At 35.2% G+C, this 20022-nt stretch carries 25 protein-coding genes; 21 read left to right on the top strand and 4 right to left on the bottom strand.

The genetic code is table 11. From position 1 onward, the window contains the following. Positions 1 to 21: 21 nt before the first annotated feature. The 4 genes from GGQ92_RS02695 to GGQ92_RS02680 all read right to left on the bottom strand — a co-directional run bounded on the left by GGQ92_RS02695 (position 22) and on the right by GGQ92_RS02680 (position 3483). Complete coding sequence (locus tag GGQ92_RS02695) at positions 22 to 819, bottom strand: YqhG family protein (RefSeq protein ID WP_184244297.1); 798 nt, start codon at positions 817 to 819, stop codon at positions 22 to 24. Then, positions 816 to 2468, bottom strand: coding sequence for a DEAD/DEAH box helicase (locus GGQ92_RS02690; RefSeq protein ID WP_184244295.1), 1653 nt, complete (start codon positions 2466 to 2468; stop codon positions 816 to 818). Before GGQ92_RS02690 ends, GGQ92_RS02695 begins: the two co-directional genes overlap by 4 nt. Positions 2469 to 2595: 127 nt before the next feature. After that, positions 2596 to 2991: a rhodanese-like domain-containing protein gene (locus GGQ92_RS02685; RefSeq protein WP_184244293.1), complete on the bottom strand. Its 396-nt coding sequence runs from the start codon at positions 2989 to 2991 to the stop codon at positions 2596 to 2598. A gap of 117 nt (positions 2992 to 3108) precedes the next feature. Continuing rightward, positions 3109 to 3483: an SA1362 family protein gene (locus tag GGQ92_RS02680; protein WP_184244291.1), complete on the bottom strand. Its 375-nt coding sequence runs from the start codon at positions 3481 to 3483 to the stop codon at positions 3109 to 3111. Between the two features lie 195 nt (positions 3484 to 3678). Between GGQ92_RS02680 and GGQ92_RS02675 the strand changes: the two genes are divergently transcribed. The 21 genes from GGQ92_RS02675 to GGQ92_RS02575 all read left to right on the top strand — a co-directional run bounded on the left by GGQ92_RS02675 (position 3679) and on the right by GGQ92_RS02575 (position 19955). Beyond that, positions 3679 to 4227, top strand: coding sequence for a YqhR family membrane protein (locus tag GGQ92_RS02675; RefSeq protein ID WP_246383900.1), 549 nt, complete (start codon positions 3679 to 3681; stop codon positions 4225 to 4227). 109 nt (positions 4228 to 4336) lie between these two features. Beyond that, positions 4337 to 4786, top strand: a complete 450-nt coding sequence (gene aroQ / locus GGQ92_RS02670) for a type II 3-dehydroquinate dehydratase (RefSeq protein ID WP_184244289.1) — start codon at positions 4337 to 4339, stop codon at positions 4784 to 4786. A 5-nt stretch (positions 4787 to 4791) separates the two neighbouring features. Further along, positions 4792 to 5856 (top strand): M24 family metallopeptidase, encoded by a 1065-nt coding sequence (locus GGQ92_RS02665; protein WP_343068740.1) that lies wholly within the window; start codon positions 4792 to 4794, stop codon positions 5854 to 5856. A 29-nt stretch (positions 5857 to 5885) separates the two neighbouring features. Beyond that, complete coding sequence (gene efp / locus GGQ92_RS02660) at positions 5886 to 6443, top strand: elongation factor P (protein ID WP_184244287.1); 558 nt, start codon at positions 5886 to 5888, stop codon at positions 6441 to 6443. 407 nt (positions 6444 to 6850) lie between these two features. Continuing rightward, positions 6851 to 7762, top strand: coding sequence for a stage III sporulation protein AA (spoIIIAA, locus tag GGQ92_RS02655; protein WP_184244285.1), 912 nt, complete (start codon positions 6851 to 6853; stop codon positions 7760 to 7762). Further along, positions 7759 to 8271, top strand: a complete 513-nt coding sequence (spoIIIAB, locus tag GGQ92_RS02650; protein WP_184244283.1) for a stage III sporulation protein SpoIIIAB — start codon at positions 7759 to 7761, stop codon at positions 8269 to 8271. The genes spoIIIAA and spoIIIAB overlap by 4 nt, the downstream gene beginning before the upstream one ends. A 14-nt stretch (positions 8272 to 8285) precedes the next feature. Continuing rightward, positions 8286 to 8492, top strand: a complete 207-nt coding sequence (gene spoIIIAC / locus GGQ92_RS02645) for a stage III sporulation protein AC (protein WP_184244281.1) — start codon at positions 8286 to 8288, stop codon at positions 8490 to 8492. A gap of 6 nt (positions 8493 to 8498) precedes the next feature. Beyond that, the gene (gene spoIIIAD, locus GGQ92_RS02640) at positions 8499 to 8891 is read left to right on the top strand and encodes a stage III sporulation protein AD (RefSeq protein ID WP_184244279.1); all 393 of its coding nucleotides are present in this window, start codon (positions 8499 to 8501) and stop codon (positions 8889 to 8891) included. 14 nt (positions 8892 to 8905) lie between these two features. Continuing rightward, positions 8906 to 10066 (top strand): stage III sporulation protein AE, encoded by a 1161-nt coding sequence (gene spoIIIAE / locus GGQ92_RS02635; protein WP_184244277.1) that lies wholly within the window; start codon positions 8906 to 8908, stop codon positions 10064 to 10066. 12 nt (positions 10067 to 10078) lie between these two features. Then, positions 10079 to 10690, top strand: a complete 612-nt coding sequence (spoIIIAF, locus tag GGQ92_RS02630; protein WP_184244275.1) for a stage III sporulation protein AF — start codon at positions 10079 to 10081, stop codon at positions 10688 to 10690. Further along, on the top strand, positions 10687 to 11337 hold the full coding sequence (spoIIIAG, locus tag GGQ92_RS02625; protein ID WP_184244273.1) for a stage III sporulation protein AG: 651 nt from the start codon (positions 10687 to 10689) through the stop codon (positions 11335 to 11337). The genes spoIIIAF and spoIIIAG overlap by 4 nt, the downstream gene beginning before the upstream one ends. A 21-nt stretch (positions 11338 to 11358) precedes the next feature. Beyond that, complete coding sequence (locus GGQ92_RS02620; RefSeq protein WP_184244271.1) at positions 11359 to 11955, top strand: SpoIIIAH-like family protein; 597 nt, start codon at positions 11359 to 11361, stop codon at positions 11953 to 11955. Positions 11956 to 12187: 232 nt separating this feature from the next. Continuing rightward, positions 12188 to 12685, top strand: coding sequence for an acetyl-CoA carboxylase biotin carboxyl carrier protein (accB, locus tag GGQ92_RS02615; protein ID WP_184244268.1), 498 nt, complete (start codon positions 12188 to 12190; stop codon positions 12683 to 12685). A gap of 12 nt (positions 12686 to 12697) precedes the next feature. Continuing rightward, complete coding sequence (gene accC / locus GGQ92_RS02610; protein WP_184244266.1) at positions 12698 to 14053, top strand: acetyl-CoA carboxylase biotin carboxylase subunit; 1356 nt, start codon at positions 12698 to 12700, stop codon at positions 14051 to 14053. A 20-nt stretch (positions 14054 to 14073) separates the two neighbouring features. Beyond that, entirely contained in the window at positions 14074 to 14463 is a 390-nt protein-coding gene (locus tag GGQ92_RS02605) for an Asp23/Gls24 family envelope stress response protein (protein WP_184244264.1), read from the top strand. A gap of 324 nt (positions 14464 to 14787) precedes the next feature. Further along, on the top strand, positions 14788 to 15171 hold the full coding sequence (nusB, locus tag GGQ92_RS02600) for a transcription antitermination factor NusB (RefSeq protein WP_184244262.1): 384 nt from the start codon (positions 14788 to 14790) through the stop codon (positions 15169 to 15171). A gap of 12 nt (positions 15172 to 15183) precedes the next feature. Next, positions 15184 to 16032 carry a bifunctional methylenetetrahydrofolate dehydrogenase/methenyltetrahydrofolate cyclohydrolase FolD gene (gene folD / locus GGQ92_RS02595; RefSeq protein WP_184244260.1) on the top strand — a complete coding sequence of 283 codons (849 nt, stop codon included), beginning with the start codon at positions 15184 to 15186 and terminating at the stop codon, positions 16030 to 16032. 158 nt (positions 16033 to 16190) lie between these two features. Then, complete coding sequence (gene xseA, locus GGQ92_RS02590; protein WP_184244258.1) at positions 16191 to 17549, top strand: exodeoxyribonuclease VII large subunit; 1359 nt, start codon at positions 16191 to 16193, stop codon at positions 17547 to 17549. Next, positions 17539 to 17766 carry an exodeoxyribonuclease VII small subunit gene (gene xseB / locus GGQ92_RS02585; RefSeq protein WP_184244256.1) on the top strand — a complete coding sequence of 76 codons (228 nt, stop codon included), beginning with the start codon at positions 17539 to 17541 and terminating at the stop codon, positions 17764 to 17766. Before xseA ends, xseB begins: the two co-directional genes overlap by 11 nt. Beyond that, a complete protein-coding gene (locus GGQ92_RS02580; RefSeq protein WP_343068739.1) occupies positions 17766 to 18650 on the top strand; it encodes a polyprenyl synthetase family protein in 885 nt (294 codons plus the stop codon). The genes xseB and GGQ92_RS02580 overlap by 1 nt, the downstream gene beginning before the upstream one ends. A gap of 723 nt (positions 18651 to 19373) precedes the next feature. Beyond that, positions 19374 to 19955 (top strand): hypothetical protein, encoded by a 582-nt coding sequence (locus GGQ92_RS02575; protein WP_184244254.1) that lies wholly within the window; start codon positions 19374 to 19376, stop codon positions 19953 to 19955. The last annotated feature ends 67 nt before the right edge of the window (positions 19956 to 20022 follow it).

The raw sequence follows: 20022 nt of genomic DNA, 5'->3' as shown, positions 1-20022 counted from the left end.
GATATCCTTACGCAGCTATTTTTATTTATCCATCATCAATTTGGATGTGGAGTCATTAGAAATATAAAAAATTCCTGCATTAATAATCTCTATTGAAATGGTAGGATAGAGCCGTTTTGTTAAGTCTTCTTTCTCCTGTTGAAATAACTCCTCTTCATTCTCTTCATAATAAAAATGCTGAAGTAATTCCACTTCCTCATTCAATGTTTGCATTGCTTGCTCCGCCCAGGTTAAATCCTCTTGCTCTATATTACTTTCTATAAAATCGTATACTCTTTTTAATCCACTAACTGGTCGAATGATTGGAGATATCGTGTAGGTATAGTCACTCATCATGCGATCAAATGATAGAGATTCGAGTCGATTCATCATATCTAATAAGATTGCACCGTGTATCAAATGAAGACCAATCGAATAAATTACTTCTTTCTTTTGAAGTCCACAGTAATTAACGCGGAGATTACAGATTAACCATGGATAAAGTGGTTCTTGAACCGTAGACTCCCTTTTTTCGTATAACACAGTATATTTAGCTTTTTTTTCAATAAAATTAAATATTTGTTGTAAACGTGGACTACCAAAATGAATCCACTCTCCATTTGATTCTGATTGCTTTTTATTAATATCTAATTGTAGTGTGGTTGGCTCTCCAACTTGATTTAATTTGTCCATATAGTGCCAATAAAAGGGGCGATTCATTAATGCTTCGTCTAATTCTCTAGTTAGTTTTACATGTAAAAGCCCTTCGTCCGTTTTATGAACTTCACAATCATGAAGCTCGAAAAAATCATGTAGAAAATCATGTAAATTATTTATCATATAGATTTTTCCTCCAATTCAGTATCTGTATTGTGTGAGGAAATAACAGCTGTTAAATTATCTAGCTTGATTTTTGTCTCACCTATTGATTTTGATTCTTTAAAAATAGATTCAATTTCTTTTTCTAAATTACTAACTTGTAGCTCCGATAATATCTCATCTAATTGACCTACAACATTCTCAAACAATTTAATTTTCGAGTAGAGTAAATTCATCACATGTTCATCTATCGTATTACGTATAGCAAAATTATATATATGCACATCATTTTCCTGTCCAAATCGATGCAACCTTCCAATTCGCTGTTCTAGTCGCATCGGATTCCATGGTAAATCATAATTTACTAAGTGATGACAAAACTGAAGGTTTATCCCTTCACCAGCTGCCTCTGTCGCAATCATTACACGGGCCTGATTCTGGAATAGCTGGCGCATCCAGTCCTTCTTACCTTTTTTAAATCCTCCCCGGAAAATAACGGTCGGTATCTTCTCTTGATGCAGCAACCACTGCAAATAGATTTGCGTGGCACGATATTCAGTGAAGACAATAAATTTTTCGTTTGAATTTTTAATTAAGTCGATTAATTTTAAGGCTTTAGAATGGTGTGGTAACTCTCCTATACTTTGTAAAAGTTGCTGTAATTGGACGTCATTATTCTTAGATTCATCTGCTTCTCCCCATTTTTTTAATGACAAATAACAAGCTTCACGGGAACTACATAATTCACGACGATAGGTAAGAGAAGAGATAACCGTTCTTTGTCTGAAAAAATCCTCAATTGCTAAATATGTTTGTTGTTCTTTCTCGGTGAAATCTACCCAAACTGTTTCTATCTTACGGTCTGTCCAGGTTATACCCGTTTCTTTTCTGCGATTTCTTACCATAACCTTACTAATTAGCTGCTTTAAATATGGGTCGCTCACATGTTTGTTTTGTTGACGGTAATTTTTCATAAACTCGTCATAGCTACCTAGATAACCAGGTCGCAAAATAGAGATAAGGTTATAAATGTCCGTTAATTTGTTTTGAATGGGTGTGGCGGTAAGTAATAGACAATATTTCTTTTTCAGTTGTTGCACAAATGCGAAATTCTTTGTTTTATGGTTTTTTAATTTATGTGCCTCATCAACAATAACAAGATCATAATCTTGCTCAAGAATAGCTTTCCGATGTCTTTCGGATTTTGCCATATCTAAGGTAGAAATTATGATATCAGTGTGTTCCCAATTAACTCGCTTAGTAGCAGGGTTTGCAGGTATTAAAAACTTCTGATTAAGTTCGGCGGTCCATTGGTTAACAAGAGATGCTGGAACAAGAATCAATACTTTTTTTACTAATCCACGTACGAGATATTCTTTTAAAATGATTCCAGCCTCTATCGTTTTCCCTAAGCCAACTTCATCTGCGAGTAGTGCTCTTCCGTTCATTTCTTGAATTACAGTTTCGGCACATTCTTTTTGATGCGGCAGAAGTTCTAAATCGGGTAGTAATTTTAAAGAGACTAAATCAGTAAAACTATCAATTTTAACGGTTTCAGCAATTTGGTAGGATTGTTTAAATAAATCCCAGCTTGTTAGACTAGTTGGATCTTCTATTTTATTTTGAAATTGCTCTACATAATCGGTATCTCTATTTATCTGTAGATTCATTTTCACTCTTCCTTTAAATGTGGAATAGTTATTTTCAAATAGTGTTTGCAACAAATTGAATCGTTATACATAAGGAGACAAAAAAACTGCTAACTCATTGAAATAAGTTAGCAGTTTACATTTAAATTTAGTAATCTAATTTTTTCGTTTTCTTAATCTTTCCAGTCCATTTTTTAAAGCCACCCTGTAACTGGTAAAGGTCTTTATAACCATTTTTATTTAACATCAGTGCAGCACGTCCAGCGCGCGAACCTGATTGGCAGTACAAGTAGATAGGTTGGTCCTTGCGTAATTCGGTTAATCGTTGTTTTAATTGAGTAAGAGGAATATTCCTTGCACCAAGTATATGGCCACCGTCATATTCATTAGGTTCCCTTACATCAATTAATTGGGCTTTACGATAACCCTGTCTGAAATCTTCCTCAGGTAAAGAGGTTAGTATTCTTTTTTGTTTGAAAAAACGATAAAGTCCAAATAGGATAAGTAAAGCTATTATTCCTAGTAAAATATATAAGTCTGTCACGTTACATCCCCCAATACAGTTAGAAATTGCTACTACTAGAATTATATCATTACTTTGTTTAAAATAAAGAAAAATCTCTGCTAAAGATAAGCGATCTAAAAAGCAAAAACAGAGCTGTTATAAAGAAGCTCTGTTTTTCTTTTTACCTTTATTTCCCTCAATAACACGTAAGTGAGGTGCATTTTTTCGACTGTTATTAGTTAACTTCATAGAGGAAACATTGAAATTAGACGGATTTGGAGCTCGTTTGCTCTGGGTATGATATTTTCTTTTCGATTGCTTCACTGCTTTTCTATATTTCGTTAATTCATCTGAACGTTTTCTTCTTATAAAAATTAAATAGATTGCTCCAAATAATAATGCACCGATCAATAATGAAGTGACCACGCTAGTAATAAGTCCTGCAGTATCTAAAAACAAAGCAGATAGAAATCCTATAACCGCTAATACAATAACTGCGTAAATCATAATGGGCATTTTATTCGTTTGCATTTCGATAAACCTCCTTTTGTCATCTTGTTGTTTGTATATAGTTATACCCGTTTACTGTCATTTTTTATACAAATAAAAGGAAATTAAGTTAATCTTTATAGATACATGAGAGTCTACCTTTATATTATCTGATGGAAGAGGAGAAAAACAAGTATTAGATAATGAAAGTTTGAGTTGTGAGAGAATATGTTTTGCATGAATTTTTTTGTTCAGGATAAGCTAGCCAATGAGGTGATGATAATGCGAGCAAGGAGAAAAATTGTTCAAACAAACCAGAATGAAAATCCATCTTTTATTCCTAGAGTTTTTAGCGTTGGTATCTTTGGCGGACTAATATGGGGAGTGATTGGGGCGATAACTGGTTATTTTCACTTTACATCAATTACCCCCAAAAGCTTTATTCTTCGTTCCTGGTTGCAGAATGAATGGACTGATACTTGGCTGGGGCAACTAATATCTATACTTGTCTTATGTTTGATATCTTTACTATTCTCTTTTCTAATTTATTTATTAATGAAACAGTTCACGGGCATACTGCCGGGCATAGTGTTAGGAGCCTTGTTATGGTTTGTGGTATTTTGGTTACTTAACCCGATCTTTCCTAATATCCCTGCATTTTATGAGTTAGATAGTGATACTGTAGTTACAACCATATGCCTATTTATATTATATAGTGTTTTTATTCATTACTCGATTTCCTTTAGTTATGAACAGTACGTAAATCAAGCTGATACGGAACAGTAGAGTCTGGAAAATATTTATGTAAAATTAATAGCGCCTGTTTATAAAAATTCCGCTTTTTATGTTAGTATTGTTTGGAGAGGAATTTAAAAGTAGTAAAGAGGTGGCTAGTATGGGGAAGGTGTTAGTTTTAAATGGCCCAAACCTAAACAGACTTGGAAAAAGAGAGCCTGAGATTTACGGTAAAGAAACATTAGCGGATATTGTAAAACGTTTAGAAAGTATAGCTAAAGACGATAACATCTCCTTGGACTCCAAACAATCGAATCATGAAGGTGTTCTTATCGATTGGATTCATGATGCGGAAGGTACTTATGATGGAATTATTTTCAATCCTGGTGCTTATACGCACACGAGTATTGCTTTAAGAGATGCAATTAGTTCGATTAGTATTCCTGTTATCGAAGTACATTTATCAAATGTGCATAAAAGAGAAACGTTTCGCCATCAGTCAATGCTTGCTCCCGTTTGTGCAGGTCAAATAGTTGGCTTAGGAAGTAAGGGGTACGAGTTAGCTTTACAATATTTTATAAATCATATTATTCGAAAAAGTGGAGAGTGAGAAACGTGAGAGTAACAAAATTACGCGAAGCAATGCGCAAAGAGAACTTACAAGCAATGCTTGTTACAAGTGATATCAACAGAAGATATATGACAGGTTTTACTGGAACTGCTGGTGTGTCTGTTATTACCCTAGAAGATGCGTATTTCATAACGGATTTCCGTTATACAGAGCAAGCAAATGAACAAGTAAAAGGGTTTGAAATTATTGAACACAAAGGATTAATCCAAGATGAAGTGGGGAACTTGGTGAAAAAACTTGCTTTAGACCATATTGGATTCGAAAAAAACCACTTAACTTATGGACAGTATGAAATATACAAAAATAAAATTAATGCTCCTTTACTACCTGCTGACAATATCATCGAAAGAATCCGCTTGATTAAAGATAGTGAAGAGATTAATATATTAAAGAAAGCGTGTAAAATTGCTGACGATGCCTTTGAACACATCTTATCTTACATAAAACCAGGCACGAAAGAAATTGATGTTGCGAATGAATTAGAATTCTTTATGCGAAAACAAGGTGCAACTTCTTCTAGCTTTGATATGATAGTAGCTTCTGGTGTTCGTTCCAGTCTACCTCATGGTGTTGCGTCAGAGAAACAAATCCAAGCTGGGGAATTAGTTACACTTGATTTTGGAGCTCTGTATCAAGGCTATTGCTCTGATATTACTAGAACGGTAGCTGTAGGTTCGATTAGTGATGAATTAAAAAACATTTACGATATCGTTTTACAAGCACAAATTACAGGTGTAGAGGGTATTAAAGCGGGTATGAGTGCAAAAGAGGCAGATAGTCTTACACGAGATTATATCGAACAAAAAGGCTATGGTGAGTACTTTGGTCACTCTACTGGACATGGGCTTGGAATGGAAGTTCATGAGATGCCAGGCTTGTCGTTTCGTTCTGAGGAGATGTTAGTTCCTGGCATGGTCGTTACGATTGAACCAGGTATCTACGTTCCTAATGTAGGAGGATGTCGTATCGAAGACGATGTCGTTATTACAGAAAATGGGGCAGAACGATTAACAAAATCAAGTAAAGAGTTAATAATACTCCCAGCCTAACAAGTTATCGATGAACGAGGAGGAATTAAATGATTTCGGTAAACGATTTTAAAACGGGTTTAACAGTAGAAATTGGTGGAGATATTTGGCAGGTGATCGAGTTTCAGCACGTTAAGCCAGGTAAAGGTGCTGCATTCGTGCGTTCGAAATTACGGAATTTGAGAAACGGTAACATTCAAGAAAAAACCTTTCGTGCAGGTGAAAAAGTAAATAGAGCACATATTGAAAATAGAAAAATGCAATACCTATACTCAGCAGGTGATGTTCATACCTTTATGGATACAGAATCTTATGAACAAACAGATCTTCAAACGAGTCAGATTGAATATGAATTAAAGTTTTTAAAAGAGAACATGGAAGTTAGTTTAATGAGTTATGAAGGAGAAACGATCGGTGTATCTCTCCCAAATAACGTGGAATTAGAAGTAGTAGAGACAGAACCAGGAATTAAAGGTGATACAGCTAGTGGAGGTTCTAAACCAGCTACACTAGAAACAGGATTAACTGTTCAAGTTCCTTTCTTTGTAAATGTCGGAGATGTTTTAGTAATTAGTACGAGTGAAGGAAAATATGTATCACGTGCTTAAAATTAAATAATTGAAATATAAAGATGAACTCATATATATACTATGCACTACATTACGAAAAAGCATAGTTATATGAATAGAGTTCATCTTTTTTATTTAATAATTAAAAATCTGTATAAAGTATCCCTACGAGAAAAATCGGATTTTAAAAATTTAATACTACGAACTCTGTTTGTTGATGTATGCTCCAATCAACAAAATAAAATAAATCGTTTTATCCTCGCCATAAATTAGACTAATTTGGAGAGATAATAAAAAATAGATTCTATCTGTAAACCCTCGTTCAGACTGGATTCCCTAAAGATATATCATCTCACTATTTGGTTCCTATTATTTAAGGTAATATCTTGTGTTTGCAAGCATAGAATGTTGATAGAGAAGATGTCATAGGTAAAGGAATGAATGATATGCAAATTATCTATCGTTTATTGCCGGATAGTATAAGAGGGGAACTAGATGAATTTTTTAAACATAGAAGTATAAAGCCCCAAGAAATTAGATTAAGGGTTAATCGTCCGGTTGAAATTAATGATGGTCTTCGGGTGTATTGGTTATCAAAGAGTAGATTTAGTCAGATTGATGCAGAGAATTTTCTAAGTAGTATTTCGGAACATTCCATCTATCGTTTAGAACAAGAATTACGACAAGGATATATTACGATAGACGGCGGTCATCGGATTGGAATTACTGGTCGTGTAAATGTGGAAAATGGCAGGGTAAGATCGATACAACATATTACGTCTTTTAATATTCGGATTGCAAGAGAACAAATTGGTGTCAGTCATTCTCTTATACCAGTACTTTGGGATAATCGTTGGTTAAATACATTAATTATTGGTCCACCTCAATCAGGTAAAACAACTTTGTTAAGAGACATGGCTCGCGTGGGTGCAACAGGCTCTGTTAATAGAGAAGCGACAAAGGTAGGGATTGTTGACGAGCGCTCCGAAATTGCTGCCTCTGTTAATGGAATTCCCCAGATGCAATTAGGATATCGAACGGATGTACTTGATCGCTGTCCTAAATCGGAAGGAATGATGATGCTAATACGATCGATGTCTCCGGAAATAATTGTTGTAGATGAGATTGGCGGAGAAAAAGATGTTTACGCAGTAGAAGAAGCTGTAAGAGCCGGTGCAAGTCTTTTTTGTACAATTCATGGGGAAGATTACCAAGATATTCAAACACGACCAAGTATGAAGAGATTAATGAAAAATCAAGTTTTTGATCGATATGTCATTGTTAAACATAGAAAGATTATCGAAGTTCTTGATAGTAAAGGACAAGCTATACATTGGCATAGCGTGCCTAGCGTATGAAAGTAATTGCTATTCTAATGATCATAGCAGCGTGTAGTGTGGTTGGATTTGAAATATCAAATGGTTTCGCTAGAAGAACAAAAAATCTTCGCTTATGGAAAGATGCATTACGAATTTTAGAAGCCGAAATTGTATATAGTCAGACTCCGATTATCCAAGTTTTTCAAAAATTGAGTAAGCAACTTCCAAAACCAATGAAAGAGCTTTTTGCTCAACTAGCAAAGGAAGTGGCTGATGAGCGGGGCGACTTATATGAAATTTGGAGTGAAAAGTTAGAAGATTTTTCGAAAATCTCTCATTTAAAAACAGAGGATGTAGAAATCTTGAAACAATTTGGTCGAACGTTGGGAAAATACGATATTTTGCAGCATGAAAAGCAAATTCAGTTAACCTTAACACATTTGGATAGAAAAGCAGCTGAAGCAAATGAGCAAAACGCTAAGTTTGGCAAGATGAGTCGTGCTCTTGGCGTGTTATCAGGAATATTTATTGCTTTACTCTTGCTGTAGAGAGGAGTAATAGGATGATCGGAGATACTGGAATACTTTTTCAAGTAGCTGGAATAGGCATCATAGTAGCAATGATTCATACTGTTTTGAAGCAGATGGGGAAAGAAGAGTTTGCACAATTTGTTAGTCTTATTGGCTTTATCATTGTCTTACTCTTTGTATTAAATAGTATTTCAGATCTGTTTCAACAAATCAAATCTGTGTTCTTCTTAAAAGGATAATAAGAGATGGAAATAATCGAAATAGTTAGTTTAGGGATTGTGACAACTATTATTTATTTATTAATCAAGGACAAGCAGCCAGCGATTGCCTTTCTTATCGTATTCATTGCTGTTCTTCTTTTTTTTCTTTACCTCATGCAATACATTCAGCAAATACTTGCTTTAATACAACACTTAGGAGACAAGGCAAATATTAATCAAGTATATATTAAAACCATCATCCAGATTATTGGGATTTCCTATCTAACCGAAATCGGCTCTAACATTGTAAAAGATGCCGGTCTTGACTCGATTGCATCCAAAATTGAAATGGTAGGAAAGCTATTCATTTTAATATTAGCCATACCAATTTTTCACTCACTAATCGAAACCATATTGGGAATTTTCCCTTTATCTTGAAAAGGACGGTTAAAATGAATGTAGCAAAAATTATTATATGCCTTTGTATGCTCTACATCTTTTTACCAATGGTTAATGTTTCTGGAACAGACGGTTTACCGGCAGGCTTTGATTCGCTAATTGATAATTCAGAAGTTGAACAATACTGGGATTACATTGGAGAAGAATATCGTCATGTACTTCCGGATTGGGATAAGGAGAAGTTATGGGCCACAGTAAAAGGGGATACAACAATCTCAATGAAAGAATGGTTTGTAGCAGCATTACACTACTTATTTTATGAAATAGCGGAGAATGGCAAGCTTTTAGCTACACTTTTATTATTAACTCTATTTTGTATTCTTTTACAGACGATACAAAATGCCTTCGAAAAAAAGGTAGTTAGTAAGGTTGCTTATTCCATTGTCTATATCATGCTTATAATTTTGGCAATGCAAAGTTTTTATCTGGCGGCTACCTATGTAGTTGATACGATCAAGCTAACAGAGAATTTCTTAATCGCCTTGTTACCTCTACTTTTAGGGGTACTTGCCTCATTAGGTCATTTGGTAAGTGTATCTTTTTTTCATCCAATGATTATCCTTCTTATCCATGTTTCCGTTTTCACTGTGTCTCGAATCGTTATACCTCTATTTCTCGTGTCAGCTATTTTACAGATGGTAAGTACCATCAGCTCAGAGCATAAAGCAACTAAATTAGCAAATTTAATAAAAAATCTTGCAATTAGTTTAATGGGGATTTTGTTAACTGTATTCCTAGGTGTTATATCTGTGCAAGGTACCGTTAGTGCCATACAAGATGGTATCGCAATGCGTGCAGCAAAATTCGTAACTGGTAATTTCATTCCCGTTATTGGCAGGATTTTCACAGATGCAACGGATACTGTTCTGAGTGCAACAATGCTAGTGAAAAATGCAATCGGGGTAGTAGGTGTCATTATCTTAATTGCAATTGTCTTATTCCCAGCTATTAAAATTTTTGTATTATCGCTTATGTACAAAATAACAACTGCATTATTACAGCCAATTGGTGATGGTCCGATTATTGAATGTTTAGACATCATTGGCAAACATATTTTGTATCTATTTGCAGCACTCTTACTTGTTACATTTATGTTTTTCTTTACAATAGTCATTTTAATGATGCTAAGTAATGTCACGATGATGGTAAGGTAGAGGGGACCAAAAATGATTGAATATTTTATGAATTGGATGCTCCAGATTATCGTCTTTATAATATTAGCGATGTTAGTAGATTTAGTGATACCAGGAAATAAATTAAAGCAATATGTCAAACTTGTCATTGGTTTGCTTCTTATATTAATCATCATTCAGCCGGTCTTGCAGCTATTTAATATGGATCTTCATTTAGTGGAGCGAATGCTGAATACAGATACTTCTACTTTTATAGAAAAAAATATAGAAAATGAGGTAAACGAACAAAAAGAAGAAATAGAATCGATACATCGTGCATATGTATTAGAAGAAATGGTTGTCCAATTAAAAAACGTAGTTGAAAAGGAGTTGATTGAAAATTACCAGCATGAAATAGAGCATATAGAGATAACCATTGATGAGGAAACAACTGATGACATACAATTTTCCAGCATTTATGTCAGATTAAAAGATATCTCCGATCAAACAGGAAGCGAGTACGTAGAAAATGTAGAAATCTCGATCGGTGAATCCGAGGAAGTAACTCCATACCCTGCTGTCAATATTAAAGAAATAAAACAATTTCTAGCAGAGAAATGGGGAGTTGAAGAAGACATTATTAGCATCGGATGGAAGGAGGGATGATTTTGCTCCAATGGCTTAAGAACCTTTTTGAAAAAACAGGTAGTGGTGGTAAGAAACCAACAAAGGTTCAATACGCTGTACTGATAGGTTTAGTTGGTATATTCATATTGCTAGTAAGTCAGTTATTCGACTCGAAGGAAAATACCTCTCCATCTTCTCCGAATCCTATAAATGAGCAACCTGATTTAATGGAGAATGATGCATGGAAACAAAATAGTACTCCTGATTCAGATAAAACTGCCTCAATTACAGAATTAGAGAAAAGTTATGCAAAAGAATTAGAAAACTTATTGAATATGATTACAGGGGTTTCAGATACAGAAGTAATGATTAACATAGACGCTACTGCCGAACAGGTATATCAGACAAATTTAATCGTTGGAACCCAAGTGACGAGTGAGGAAGATCAAAACGGCGGAACTAGAAAAATTGACGATGAAACTCGTGAGCAGAATGTAGTCATTATTCGCAAGGGGGATGAAGAAATACCTTTACTTATTCAAACGAAAAAACCTTCCGTGAGAGGAGTGTTAGTCGTTGCAAAAGGTGTAGATAATTTAGAAATAAAAAGATGGGTTATCGATGCTGTTGCTAAAGTGTTAGATGTACCGGAACACCGAATATCAGTTATGCCGAAAAATAGTTAATTATTTAGGAGGGAAATGATTATGTTAAAAAAGCAGACAGTATGGTTACTAACAATGTTAAGTCTAATGATTGTTCTCAGCGTGTATTATATAAATGCACCTACAGAAGGAGATCTCGCCTATGTTGATAGTAATCAAAATGAAGATGAAGCGTTAACAACAAAATCATTAGAAGAATTTACAGGTGAAGAGGTAAGTAGTGAAGAGACAGAAGGAGATACTGAAGAAAATTCGGAAGAAAACGTTGAAACTGCTACACAAAATCGAGGCGAACACTTCACTGCAGTGAGAATGGAATTAACGAATCAAAGAAGCATGGAAAAAGAAAGGTTAGATACTATTTTATCCTCTAATGAAGCATCATCAACAGAGAAAAATGAAGCCTATGAAGCAATGAAAAATATCGAATTAGTAGAGTCAAAAGAGAGTATAGTAGAAGAGACTTTAAAATCCATTCAAGGGTATAATGAGGTGTTGGTACGAAATGTTTCGGATGACAATGTAGTGGTAACTGTAGAAACAGATACATTAACACCCCAAGAAGCAAATCAAATTATTCAGAAAGCAAAAGAAGAATTTGGAGAAATTAATATAGAAGTACAATATCATACAAGTTAACAAACCAGGCAGTCTCTGCCCGGTTTGTTTTTTCTTACATGTATTCACCTATATTGCTGCTCTTGTTTTCTATTATGTACTTGAAATTACGAGAACTTAATGGTCGTCGTATAACCTCTAATCCATTTATCTTTATAACAAGTGTTGCAGATTTCTTAATGTTTGCGTAAAATGTTAGTAGGTATTATTAGTACCTGTTATTAAATGCGAAGTAATAGAAGGGGTGCAAGACATGTTATCTTTTAATGAAATAGAACAATTAATTGAAAAATTAGATGGATCTTCTATTGATGAATTCAGCTTAGAATCAAATGGAATGAAAATTGCTTTAAAAAAGAATAGAGTAGATATAATAGAACAAGAAGTGGTACAATCAAGACCCGTATCAAACCGTACAGTAACAGTTCCTCAAGTAGAGGAATCTCAATCTGTAGCACAATCAGAAACAAAGCAAGATACAAAGGAAGAATCTACTGCACCAGCAAGCTACGATCACGAAATCGTATCACCTATGGTTGGAACTTTTTATAGTGCACCATCGCCAGAAAAACCGCCATTCGTGCAACAGGGAGACAGTGTAGATAAAAATACGGTTGTATGTATTGTAGAAGCAATGAAATTATTTAATGAAATTGAAGCAGAAGTTTCAGGAACTGTAACAGAGATTCTAGTAGAAAACGGAGAACTGGTAGAGTATGGCCAGCCATTATTCCGCATAAAGACAAAGTAAGGGGTGGACGCTATGATTAAGAAACTCTTAATTGCGAATCGTGGAGAAATTGCGGTACGTATTATTCGTGCTTGTAAAGAGTTAGGAATCGAAACAGTAGCTGTCTACTCAGAGGCAGATGAAGAGTCGCTACATGTGCAGTTAGCAGATGAAGCATACTGTATTGGACCAAAATCAAGTAGTGAAAGTTATTTAAACTTTACGAATATAATGAGTGTTGCTACACTCACTCAGTCTGACGCTATCCATCCAGGGTACGGTTTTTTAGCTGAAAATGCTGACTTTGCAGAGATATGCCAAGCATGTAATGTAATTTTTGTAGGGCCAAGCCCATACGCTATTCAAAAGATGGGAACGAAGGATGTTGCGCGCGAAACGATGGAAGAAGCGGGTGTACCAATAGTTCCAGGTTCAAAAGGGATTATTAAAGATGAGAAAGAAGGAGCTGAAGTCGCTAATGAAATCGGTTATCCGGTAATTATTAAAGCGACTGCAGGTGGCGGAGGTAAAGGAATTCGAGTTGCTAGAAATGAAGAGGAACTTATTAAGGGCATTCGGATTACACAGAATGAAGCCGAGAAAGCTTTTGGTAACCCTGGAGTTTATTTAGAGAAGTATATAGAAAACTTCCGCCATGTGGAAATTCAAGTATTAGCCGATAATCATGGAAATGTTATTCATCTAGGTGAAAGAGATTGTACGATTCAACGTAGATTACAAAAATTAATTGAAGAAACACCTTCACCAGCTATAACGCCTGGAATAAGAAAAGAAATGGGTGACGCTGCAGTAAGAGCGGCGAGGGCTGTTGATTACTCTGGTGCAGGTACGATTGAATTTATTTTTGATTTAAATGATAACCGATTCTATTTTATGGAAATGAACACACGTATCCAAGTAGAACATCCAGTCACAGAAATGGTTACTGGTGTAGACTTAATTAAAGAACAGATTAAAATTGCTAATGATGAAGAACTATCCTATAAACAAGAAGATATAACCTTTCAAGGTTGGTCGATTGAATGTCGGATAAATGCGGAGAATCCTGAAAAAGACTTTATGCCATCTCCTGGTAAAATCGACATGTATTTACCACCCGGAGGATTAGGAGTTCGTGTTGATTCTGCTGTATACCCTGGGTATAGCATTCCACCGTTTTATGATTCAATGATTGCAAAACTGATTACATATGGTGCTACACGTCAGGAAGCAATTGATAGAATGAAACGTGCATTAAGTGAATATGTAATAGAAGGGGTTCATACAACAATACCTTTTCATTTAAAGATGATGGATCACGAAGTATTTAACGAAGGTAAGTTTAATACGAGATTTTTAGAGAATTATAGTATAATGGACAATGATTAGTGAACAAAGGAGGTAAAACAATGGCTGAAAACGAATTGCTAAAGGTTGGAGATACAACGCCTCTTGGAAAAGTTGAAATTGCGCCGGAAGTTCTGGAAGTGATTGCTGGGATTGCAGCTACGGAAGTTGCTGGTGTTTCCAGTATGCGAGGTAATTTTGCTGCTGGTGTGGCTGAAAAGCTTGGTAAAAAGTCACACAGTAAAGGAATTAAAGTTGAATTAACAGATGATGGTGTACAAGTTGACGTTTTTATTGTATTTGATTATGGACATTCTATCCCTACGATTGCACATAAGATCCAGCAAAATGTTAGACAAGCAATTGAAAATATGACCGCGATCTATATTAAAGAGATTAACGTGCATGTAGTTGGTGTGAATACAGAACAAGACGGAAAGCTTGAAGCATAAAGATTGCTTGATGAATCACTAAACATAGAGCTTATATTGACCAAAATTCCGAACAAACTCAAAGATGTAGGTGTTTTATATCTTTGAATCGTTAGTTCGGTTTTTTGTTTCAAAAGTCCAATTTCTTGATAATAGCCATTCACATATTAAGTATGTTATATTTGTTACATAAGAAAAGCGATAAGCACCTTAGTGACTCATTGAAAGCTTCTAATAAAGGCATTGATCGTTCGTTTTATTGTAAGATTTCGTTGAGGTAAGGTGTGGCAGCTAGGTGCTTGACAGTTAAACCAATAAACATCTTCACATAAGGAGAACAAATGCATGAAACGCAGAACGGCTAGAGAAAAAGCTTTGCAAATTTTATATTCAATTGATACAGAGGAATACAACTTAGAATTAACGAAACAAGAAATATTAAAAGAAAATGAGCATCATCCTTTTTTATTAGACCTATTAAATGGTGTAGTGATGAATAAGGATGAAATTGATGAGCGAATTTCGCAATATCTTGAAAAATGGTCATTAAAAAGATTAGCAGGTGTGGAACGAACGTTATTGAGAATTGCTACATACGAACTCTTTTATTTAGAGGATGCACCACCAACAGTGATAATTAATGAAGCGATAGAAATTGCACACAAATTTGGGGATGAAAAATCAGGTAAATTTATTAATGGTGTGTTATCTAAAATGCTTAAGAACTAGGAGGAGAAACAAATGTCTGCTGAAGTTATTTATGGAAGTGAATTATCTCAACAACTTAAAGATGAAATGAAAAATGAAGTTGCTGAAATAAAAAAACAAGGAGTTACCCCAAACTTAACGGTTATATTAGTAGGTGATGATCCTGCTTCGCGGTCTTATGTTCGAGGTAAACAAAAAGCTTCCGATTACATTGGTATAGAAAGCAATCTAATCGAACTTTCATCTGAAACATCTCAAAATGAGTTATTGAAACTTATCACACAATTAAATAATGACCCAAATGTACACGGAATTCTAGTACAGTTACCACTGCCAGACCATATAAATGAACAATCTGTTATTGAGGCAATCTCACCCGACAAAGATGTGGATGGCTTCCATCCGGTTAATATTGGTCGAATGATGACGGGGCAAGATACTTTCTTTCCTTGTACGCCTTATGGGATTATTCAGATGTTAAAATCAAAAAATATCCCAATAGAAGGAAAGCATGCAGTTGTAATCGGTAGAAGTAACATAGTTGGAAAACCAGTTGGTCAGCTTCTATTAAAGGAAAATGCCACGGTTACATATTGTCATTCTCGTACTAAGAATATGGAACAGTTCATTGCGACGGCTGATATATTAATTGTTGCAGTTGGAATCCCACATTTTATTGATGGTACCCACATTAAACCTGGCGCTGTCGTAATAGATGTAGGTGTTAATCGAATAGAGGATGGTAGTTTAACAGGTGATGTAGAGTTTGCTTCAGCGAAACAAAAGGCTAGCTATATAACTCCAGTTCCAAAAGGTGTTGGACCGATGACGATTACAATGCTTATGGGTAACACAATTAAGTCTGCCAAAAACAACCTTTAAACATAGTATAAAATAGGAATTGTATATATCTTCGCTGTTTAAAAAACCGCTAAATGCATGACGAATTTTAGCGGTTTTTCTCATATTAATGACAACTTATTAAATAAAGTAATTGTCATCGTCATGATGAAACTAGAAATTAAAAGAAGGTGTTGGAAGTGGATGATAAATATTTATCCGTTACAGCTCTTACAAAATATATAAAAAAGAAATTTGATATCGACAAGCATTTATCTAATGTATGGCTTCGTGCTGAAATTTCTAATTTTAAACACCATTCACGGGGACATATGTATTTAACCTTGAAGGATGATAATGCGAGTATACGAGCAGTAATGTTTAATCGTTATAATGAAAAATTAGCATTTGAAGTTGAGAATGGGATGAACGTTCTGGTACAAGGATATATTAGTGTTTTTGAAGCTCAAGGGCAGTACCAGTTTTACATTACGGATATGGAACCAGATGGAATTGGAGCGTTACACTTAGCATTCGAACAACTTAAGGAAAAGCTTAATAAAGAAGGACTTTTTGATAGTACTATTAAAAAAGAACTACCAAAGTATCCAAAAAGAATCGCTATCCTAACTTCCCCTACTGGTGCGGCTATTCGAGATATAATCACAACCATAGAAAGAAGATATCCTCTTGTTGATTTACTAGTTGTACCGGTTTATGTTCAAGGTGCGCAAGCAAAGCAGTCCATCGTAAAAGCAATTGATTTCGTGAATGAGAACACTGAGGTCGATACGATTATTTTAGGTAGAGGAGGAGGATCATTAGAGGAACTATGGTCGTTTAATGAGGAAGAAGTAGCAAGAGCTATATATCGATCTAAAATTCCCATCATATCGGCTGTCGGGCATGAAACAGACTTTACAATAAGTGACTTAGTAGCTGATTTACGTGCTCCCACTCCTACTGCAGCAGCAGAATTGGCAGTACCGTCAAAGCAAGATTTATTGGATCGCGTTACACAGTGGAATACCAGATTAGTTGCACAGTTTTCATCTACAGTTCGCCAAAAGAAAGAAACACTAAAATCATTAGAACAAACATATGTATTTAAATATCCACACCGCTATGCACTTGAAAAAGAACAAAAACTGGATCGTGCAGTGGAGCGATTGGATCGTATATCCTCTAGCATTATCGAGAGAAAACATGATGCTTTTTCTCATTTAAATCAGCGATATAAATCTGTGCCACTTCACTATCATATTGAACAACACGGTAATAAAAATAAGGAATTACAGATTCAGCTAAATCGAGTAATCAATCGCCAATTGGAAGCCAAAAAAGATAATTTTTCTAACATTCTGGAACAATTAGAGCTACTCAATCCGATTCACATTATGTCAAGAGGTTATTCTGTAGTTTATAATAAAAATGACGAAATAGTGAGTCGTACAAGCCAAGTCAAACCCGGGGAAACGATTTACATTCAGTTATCAAAAGGAAGAGCAGAATGTACGGTGGAAAATATTAGAGAGGAAGGTACAAATAATGACGAATGATATTAGTTTTGAAGAAGCATTGGAAAAACTAGAAGACATTGTTAATAAACTAGAAGCTGGGGATGTTCCGTTAGAACAAGCAATTGAATATTATGCTGAAGGTTCGAAGTTATCTAAATTATGTCATGATAAATTAACAAAAGCAGATAAACAATTGAAAGAAATTATGAATGAGAACGGGGAAAAAGAGTCTTTTATAATCCAGGAGGAAGAATAGTGAATAAAGAGTTTACTAATTGGCTTGATCAAGAAAAAGAAAAATTTATGGTTGAAATGAATGCTACATTAGATAAATTACATATTCCATCCATGCTACGCGAATCCGTTTATTATTCGATCAATGCTGGTGGTAAGAGATTAAGACCAATACTAATGGGAGCAGCCTGTGAGGCATTTGGAGGAAAGTTAAATAAAGTATATCCTGCTGCGATAGCTTTAGAAATGATTCACACATATTCCCTTATTCATGATGACTTACCTGCGATGGATAATGATATGTATCGAAGAGGAATGCCAACTAATCATATAAAATTTGGAGAGGCCACTGCAATACTGGCTGGAGATGGTCTGTTAACAAATAGCTTTCAAATGATTTCAAGCTCGGACATTTACACTGCCGATCAGAAAGTTTTCTTATTAGATCAGCTTTCAAAAGCTAGTGGATTAGAAGGTATGGTTGCTGGTCAACATCTAGATATGATAGCAGAAACGAAGCCAGTTGATATTGCGAATCTTGAAAAAATCCATCAATTGAAGACCGGCAAGCTTTTAACTTATGCTGTAACGGCAGGTGCATACTTGGCAGATGTAACTATGGAAGAATTGTCTTTAATACAGTCATTTGGAAATGAAATTGGTTTAATATTTCAAATTCAAGATGATATATTAGACGTAATCGGAGACCAACAAATCATGGGGAAACAAGTGGGTAGTGACAAAGGAAACGAGAAGTCAACATATCCTAGCCTTCTAGGATTGGACGGTGCAATTGAAAAACGAGATAGTCATTACAAAATTGCATTAAGTTATCTAGAAGAATTGCAATTAACGAATTCCATGTTAGCTCAATTAACTACCTATTTGGTTCAACGAAATAAATAAGTTAGAATATTTGAGTCAACTATACTTGGTTGTAGAATTTTGTTATTTATGTTATATTATATAGTGAAAAATATGGAATGGTGCAGTATTCTAGTCAATCCTCCGTTTCTGAAGGCGGGCCTAAAAATCCGCTAAAGGGCACATCGATGAAGTTCCTTGTGTAGGCTTGAATCGCCCAGATTTGGGTCTATGCTGGGAGTTAAGGTTGAAGGGCGATCCACAAAGGCATGTGGGCGACGACCCTTCTTCCGTGGAGGCCCATCTCTGTGTTTCTAACTTAGCCAGGTTAGGAAGACGGAATGGGGTATGAACCTGTGTTTATGGGAGTTAGGGATTCCTATGCACAGCGTAGCCTGCCTTGCGTGGTGCGAGGGGGAATACAGGTATTAAATTGTACCCTCATAGGTGGCCACTATGGAGTACAATCTTATGTATGAAATTCGCACTGCAAAAGAGGATAGGAAGCGGTCAAAGATTGTTGAGGAAATCTCCTAGACTGTTCTCAATGGACATTTAAAAGGGATTATAGTATGGACTAAGTGGTAATCCAGTCTAGCATACGGTGACGTAGCTAAAATAGGTTTAAAGGGGAACCGCCATCGTGGCAACACATGGTACCTATTTGGGAAAACCTACTGGACCTAAGCCATAGTTTTTACCTTTTAAATGACCATTCCATATTACATGAATGTTCGGTTGAACTTTAATTGGAGAAATGTACATATGAAAAAGCAAAAGTTGAAAAGATCAATAAGATTCAGTATAAGTATCGCCGTTATCACGTTTGTGTTAGCGGCTATTTTTTCAATAGTATCATCCTCTATTTTAGGTAAAGCAAGTACAATAATGGGCTTAGTTATTGTTTTAGTTATTGTTTTGGTTGGGGTAGTATTCGATATGCTCGGTATAGCAGCAACTGCTGCAAATGAAACTCCATTTCATGCAATGGCAGCAGAAAAGGTAAGCGGTTCCAAACAAGCGATAATCATAATACGAAATGCTGATCGATTTGCAAGCTTTTGTAATGATGTCATTGGTGACATATCTGGTATAATAAGTGGTACTGCTTCAGCTGTTGTTGTTATACAAATTGCTAACGGATTTGGATATTCAGAAAGTAGCCTTGTATTTATTGTTATATCAGTTGTATTAACGAGCTTTGTTGCAGCTTTAACAGTAGGAGGAAAAGCGGTAGGAAAGTACTTCGCTATTCATTCTTCTACCAAAATAATCCACTTTGCAGGCAAAGGGATTGCTTTTTTTGAAGATAAACTTAAAATTAAAGTGTTAAGCAATTCTAAGTAATGTTTGAAATAAACGGAAATGGGAATATTTCCTTAATAATGCTTATTTACTAAAAATATTTATGAAC

It is taken from the genome of Gracilibacillus halotolerans, assembly GCF_014206945.1.
GTDB classification, from domain to species: domain Bacteria; phylum Bacillota; class Bacilli; order Bacillales; family Amphibacillaceae; genus Gracilibacillus; species Gracilibacillus halotolerans.
Note: the sequence above shows the minus strand (reverse complement) of the source record. Positions and strands in the feature narration are given on the sequence as shown.

Bases quoted from the DNA above. Each gene is read 5' to 3' on its own strand.
- spoIIIAB (WP_184244283.1), top strand. From the start codon at position 7,759: ATGAAAGTAATTGCTATTCTAATGATCATAGCAGCGTGTAGTGTGGTT.
- xseB (WP_184244256.1), top strand. From the start codon at position 17,539: ATGACGAATGATATTAGTTTTGAAGAAGCATTGGAAAAACTAGAAGAC.
- GGQ92_RS02575 (WP_184244254.1), top strand. From the start codon at position 19,374: ATGAAAAAGCAAAAGTTGAAAAGATCAATAAGATTCAGTATAAGTATC.
- accB (WP_184244268.1), top strand. From the start codon at position 12,188: ATGTTATCTTTTAATGAAATAGAACAATTAATTGAAAAATTAGATGGA.
- GGQ92_RS02620 (WP_184244271.1), top strand. From the start codon at position 11,359: ATGTTAAAAAAGCAGACAGTATGGTTACTAACAATGTTAAGTCTAATG.
- spoIIIAD (WP_184244279.1), top strand. From the start codon at position 8,499: ATGGAAATAATCGAAATAGTTAGTTTAGGGATTGTGACAACTATTATT.
- spoIIIAE (WP_184244277.1), top strand. From the start codon at position 8,906: ATGAATGTAGCAAAAATTATTATATGCCTTTGTATGCTCTACATCTTT.
- spoIIIAG (WP_184244273.1), top strand. From the start codon at position 10,687: ATGATTTTGCTCCAATGGCTTAAGAACCTTTTTGAAAAAACAGGTAGT.
- accC (WP_184244266.1), top strand. From the start codon at position 12,698: ATGATTAAGAAACTCTTAATTGCGAATCGTGGAGAAATTGCGGTACGT.
- GGQ92_RS02675 (WP_246383900.1), top strand. From the start codon at position 3,679: ATGAATTTTTTTGTTCAGGATAAGCTAGCCAATGAGGTGATGATAATG.
- folD (WP_184244260.1), top strand. From the start codon at position 15,184: ATGTCTGCTGAAGTTATTTATGGAAGTGAATTATCTCAACAACTTAAA.
- spoIIIAA (WP_184244285.1), top strand. From the start codon at position 6,851: ATGCAAATTATCTATCGTTTATTGCCGGATAGTATAAGAGGGGAACTA.
- spoIIIAF (WP_184244275.1), top strand. From the start codon at position 10,079: ATGATTGAATATTTTATGAATTGGATGCTCCAGATTATCGTCTTTATA.
- aroQ (WP_184244289.1), top strand. From the start codon at position 4,337: ATGGGGAAGGTGTTAGTTTTAAATGGCCCAAACCTAAACAGACTTGGA.
- efp (WP_184244287.1), top strand. From the start codon at position 5,886: ATGATTTCGGTAAACGATTTTAAAACGGGTTTAACAGTAGAAATTGGT.
- GGQ92_RS02680 (WP_184244291.1), bottom strand. From the start codon at position 3,483: ATGCAAACGAATAAAATGCCCATTATGATTTACGCAGTTATTGTATTA.
- GGQ92_RS02690 (WP_184244295.1), bottom strand. From the start codon at position 2,468: ATGAATCTACAGATAAATAGAGATACCGATTATGTAGAGCAATTTCAA.
- GGQ92_RS02695 (WP_184244297.1), bottom strand. From the start codon at position 819: ATGATAAATAATTTACATGATTTTCTACATGATTTTTTCGAGCTTCAT.
- spoIIIAC (WP_184244281.1), top strand. From the start codon at position 8,286: ATGATCGGAGATACTGGAATACTTTTTCAAGTAGCTGGAATAGGCATC.
- nusB (WP_184244262.1), top strand. From the start codon at position 14,788: ATGAAACGCAGAACGGCTAGAGAAAAAGCTTTGCAAATTTTATATTCA.
- GGQ92_RS02605 (WP_184244264.1), top strand. From the start codon at position 14,074: ATGGCTGAAAACGAATTGCTAAAGGTTGGAGATACAACGCCTCTTGGA.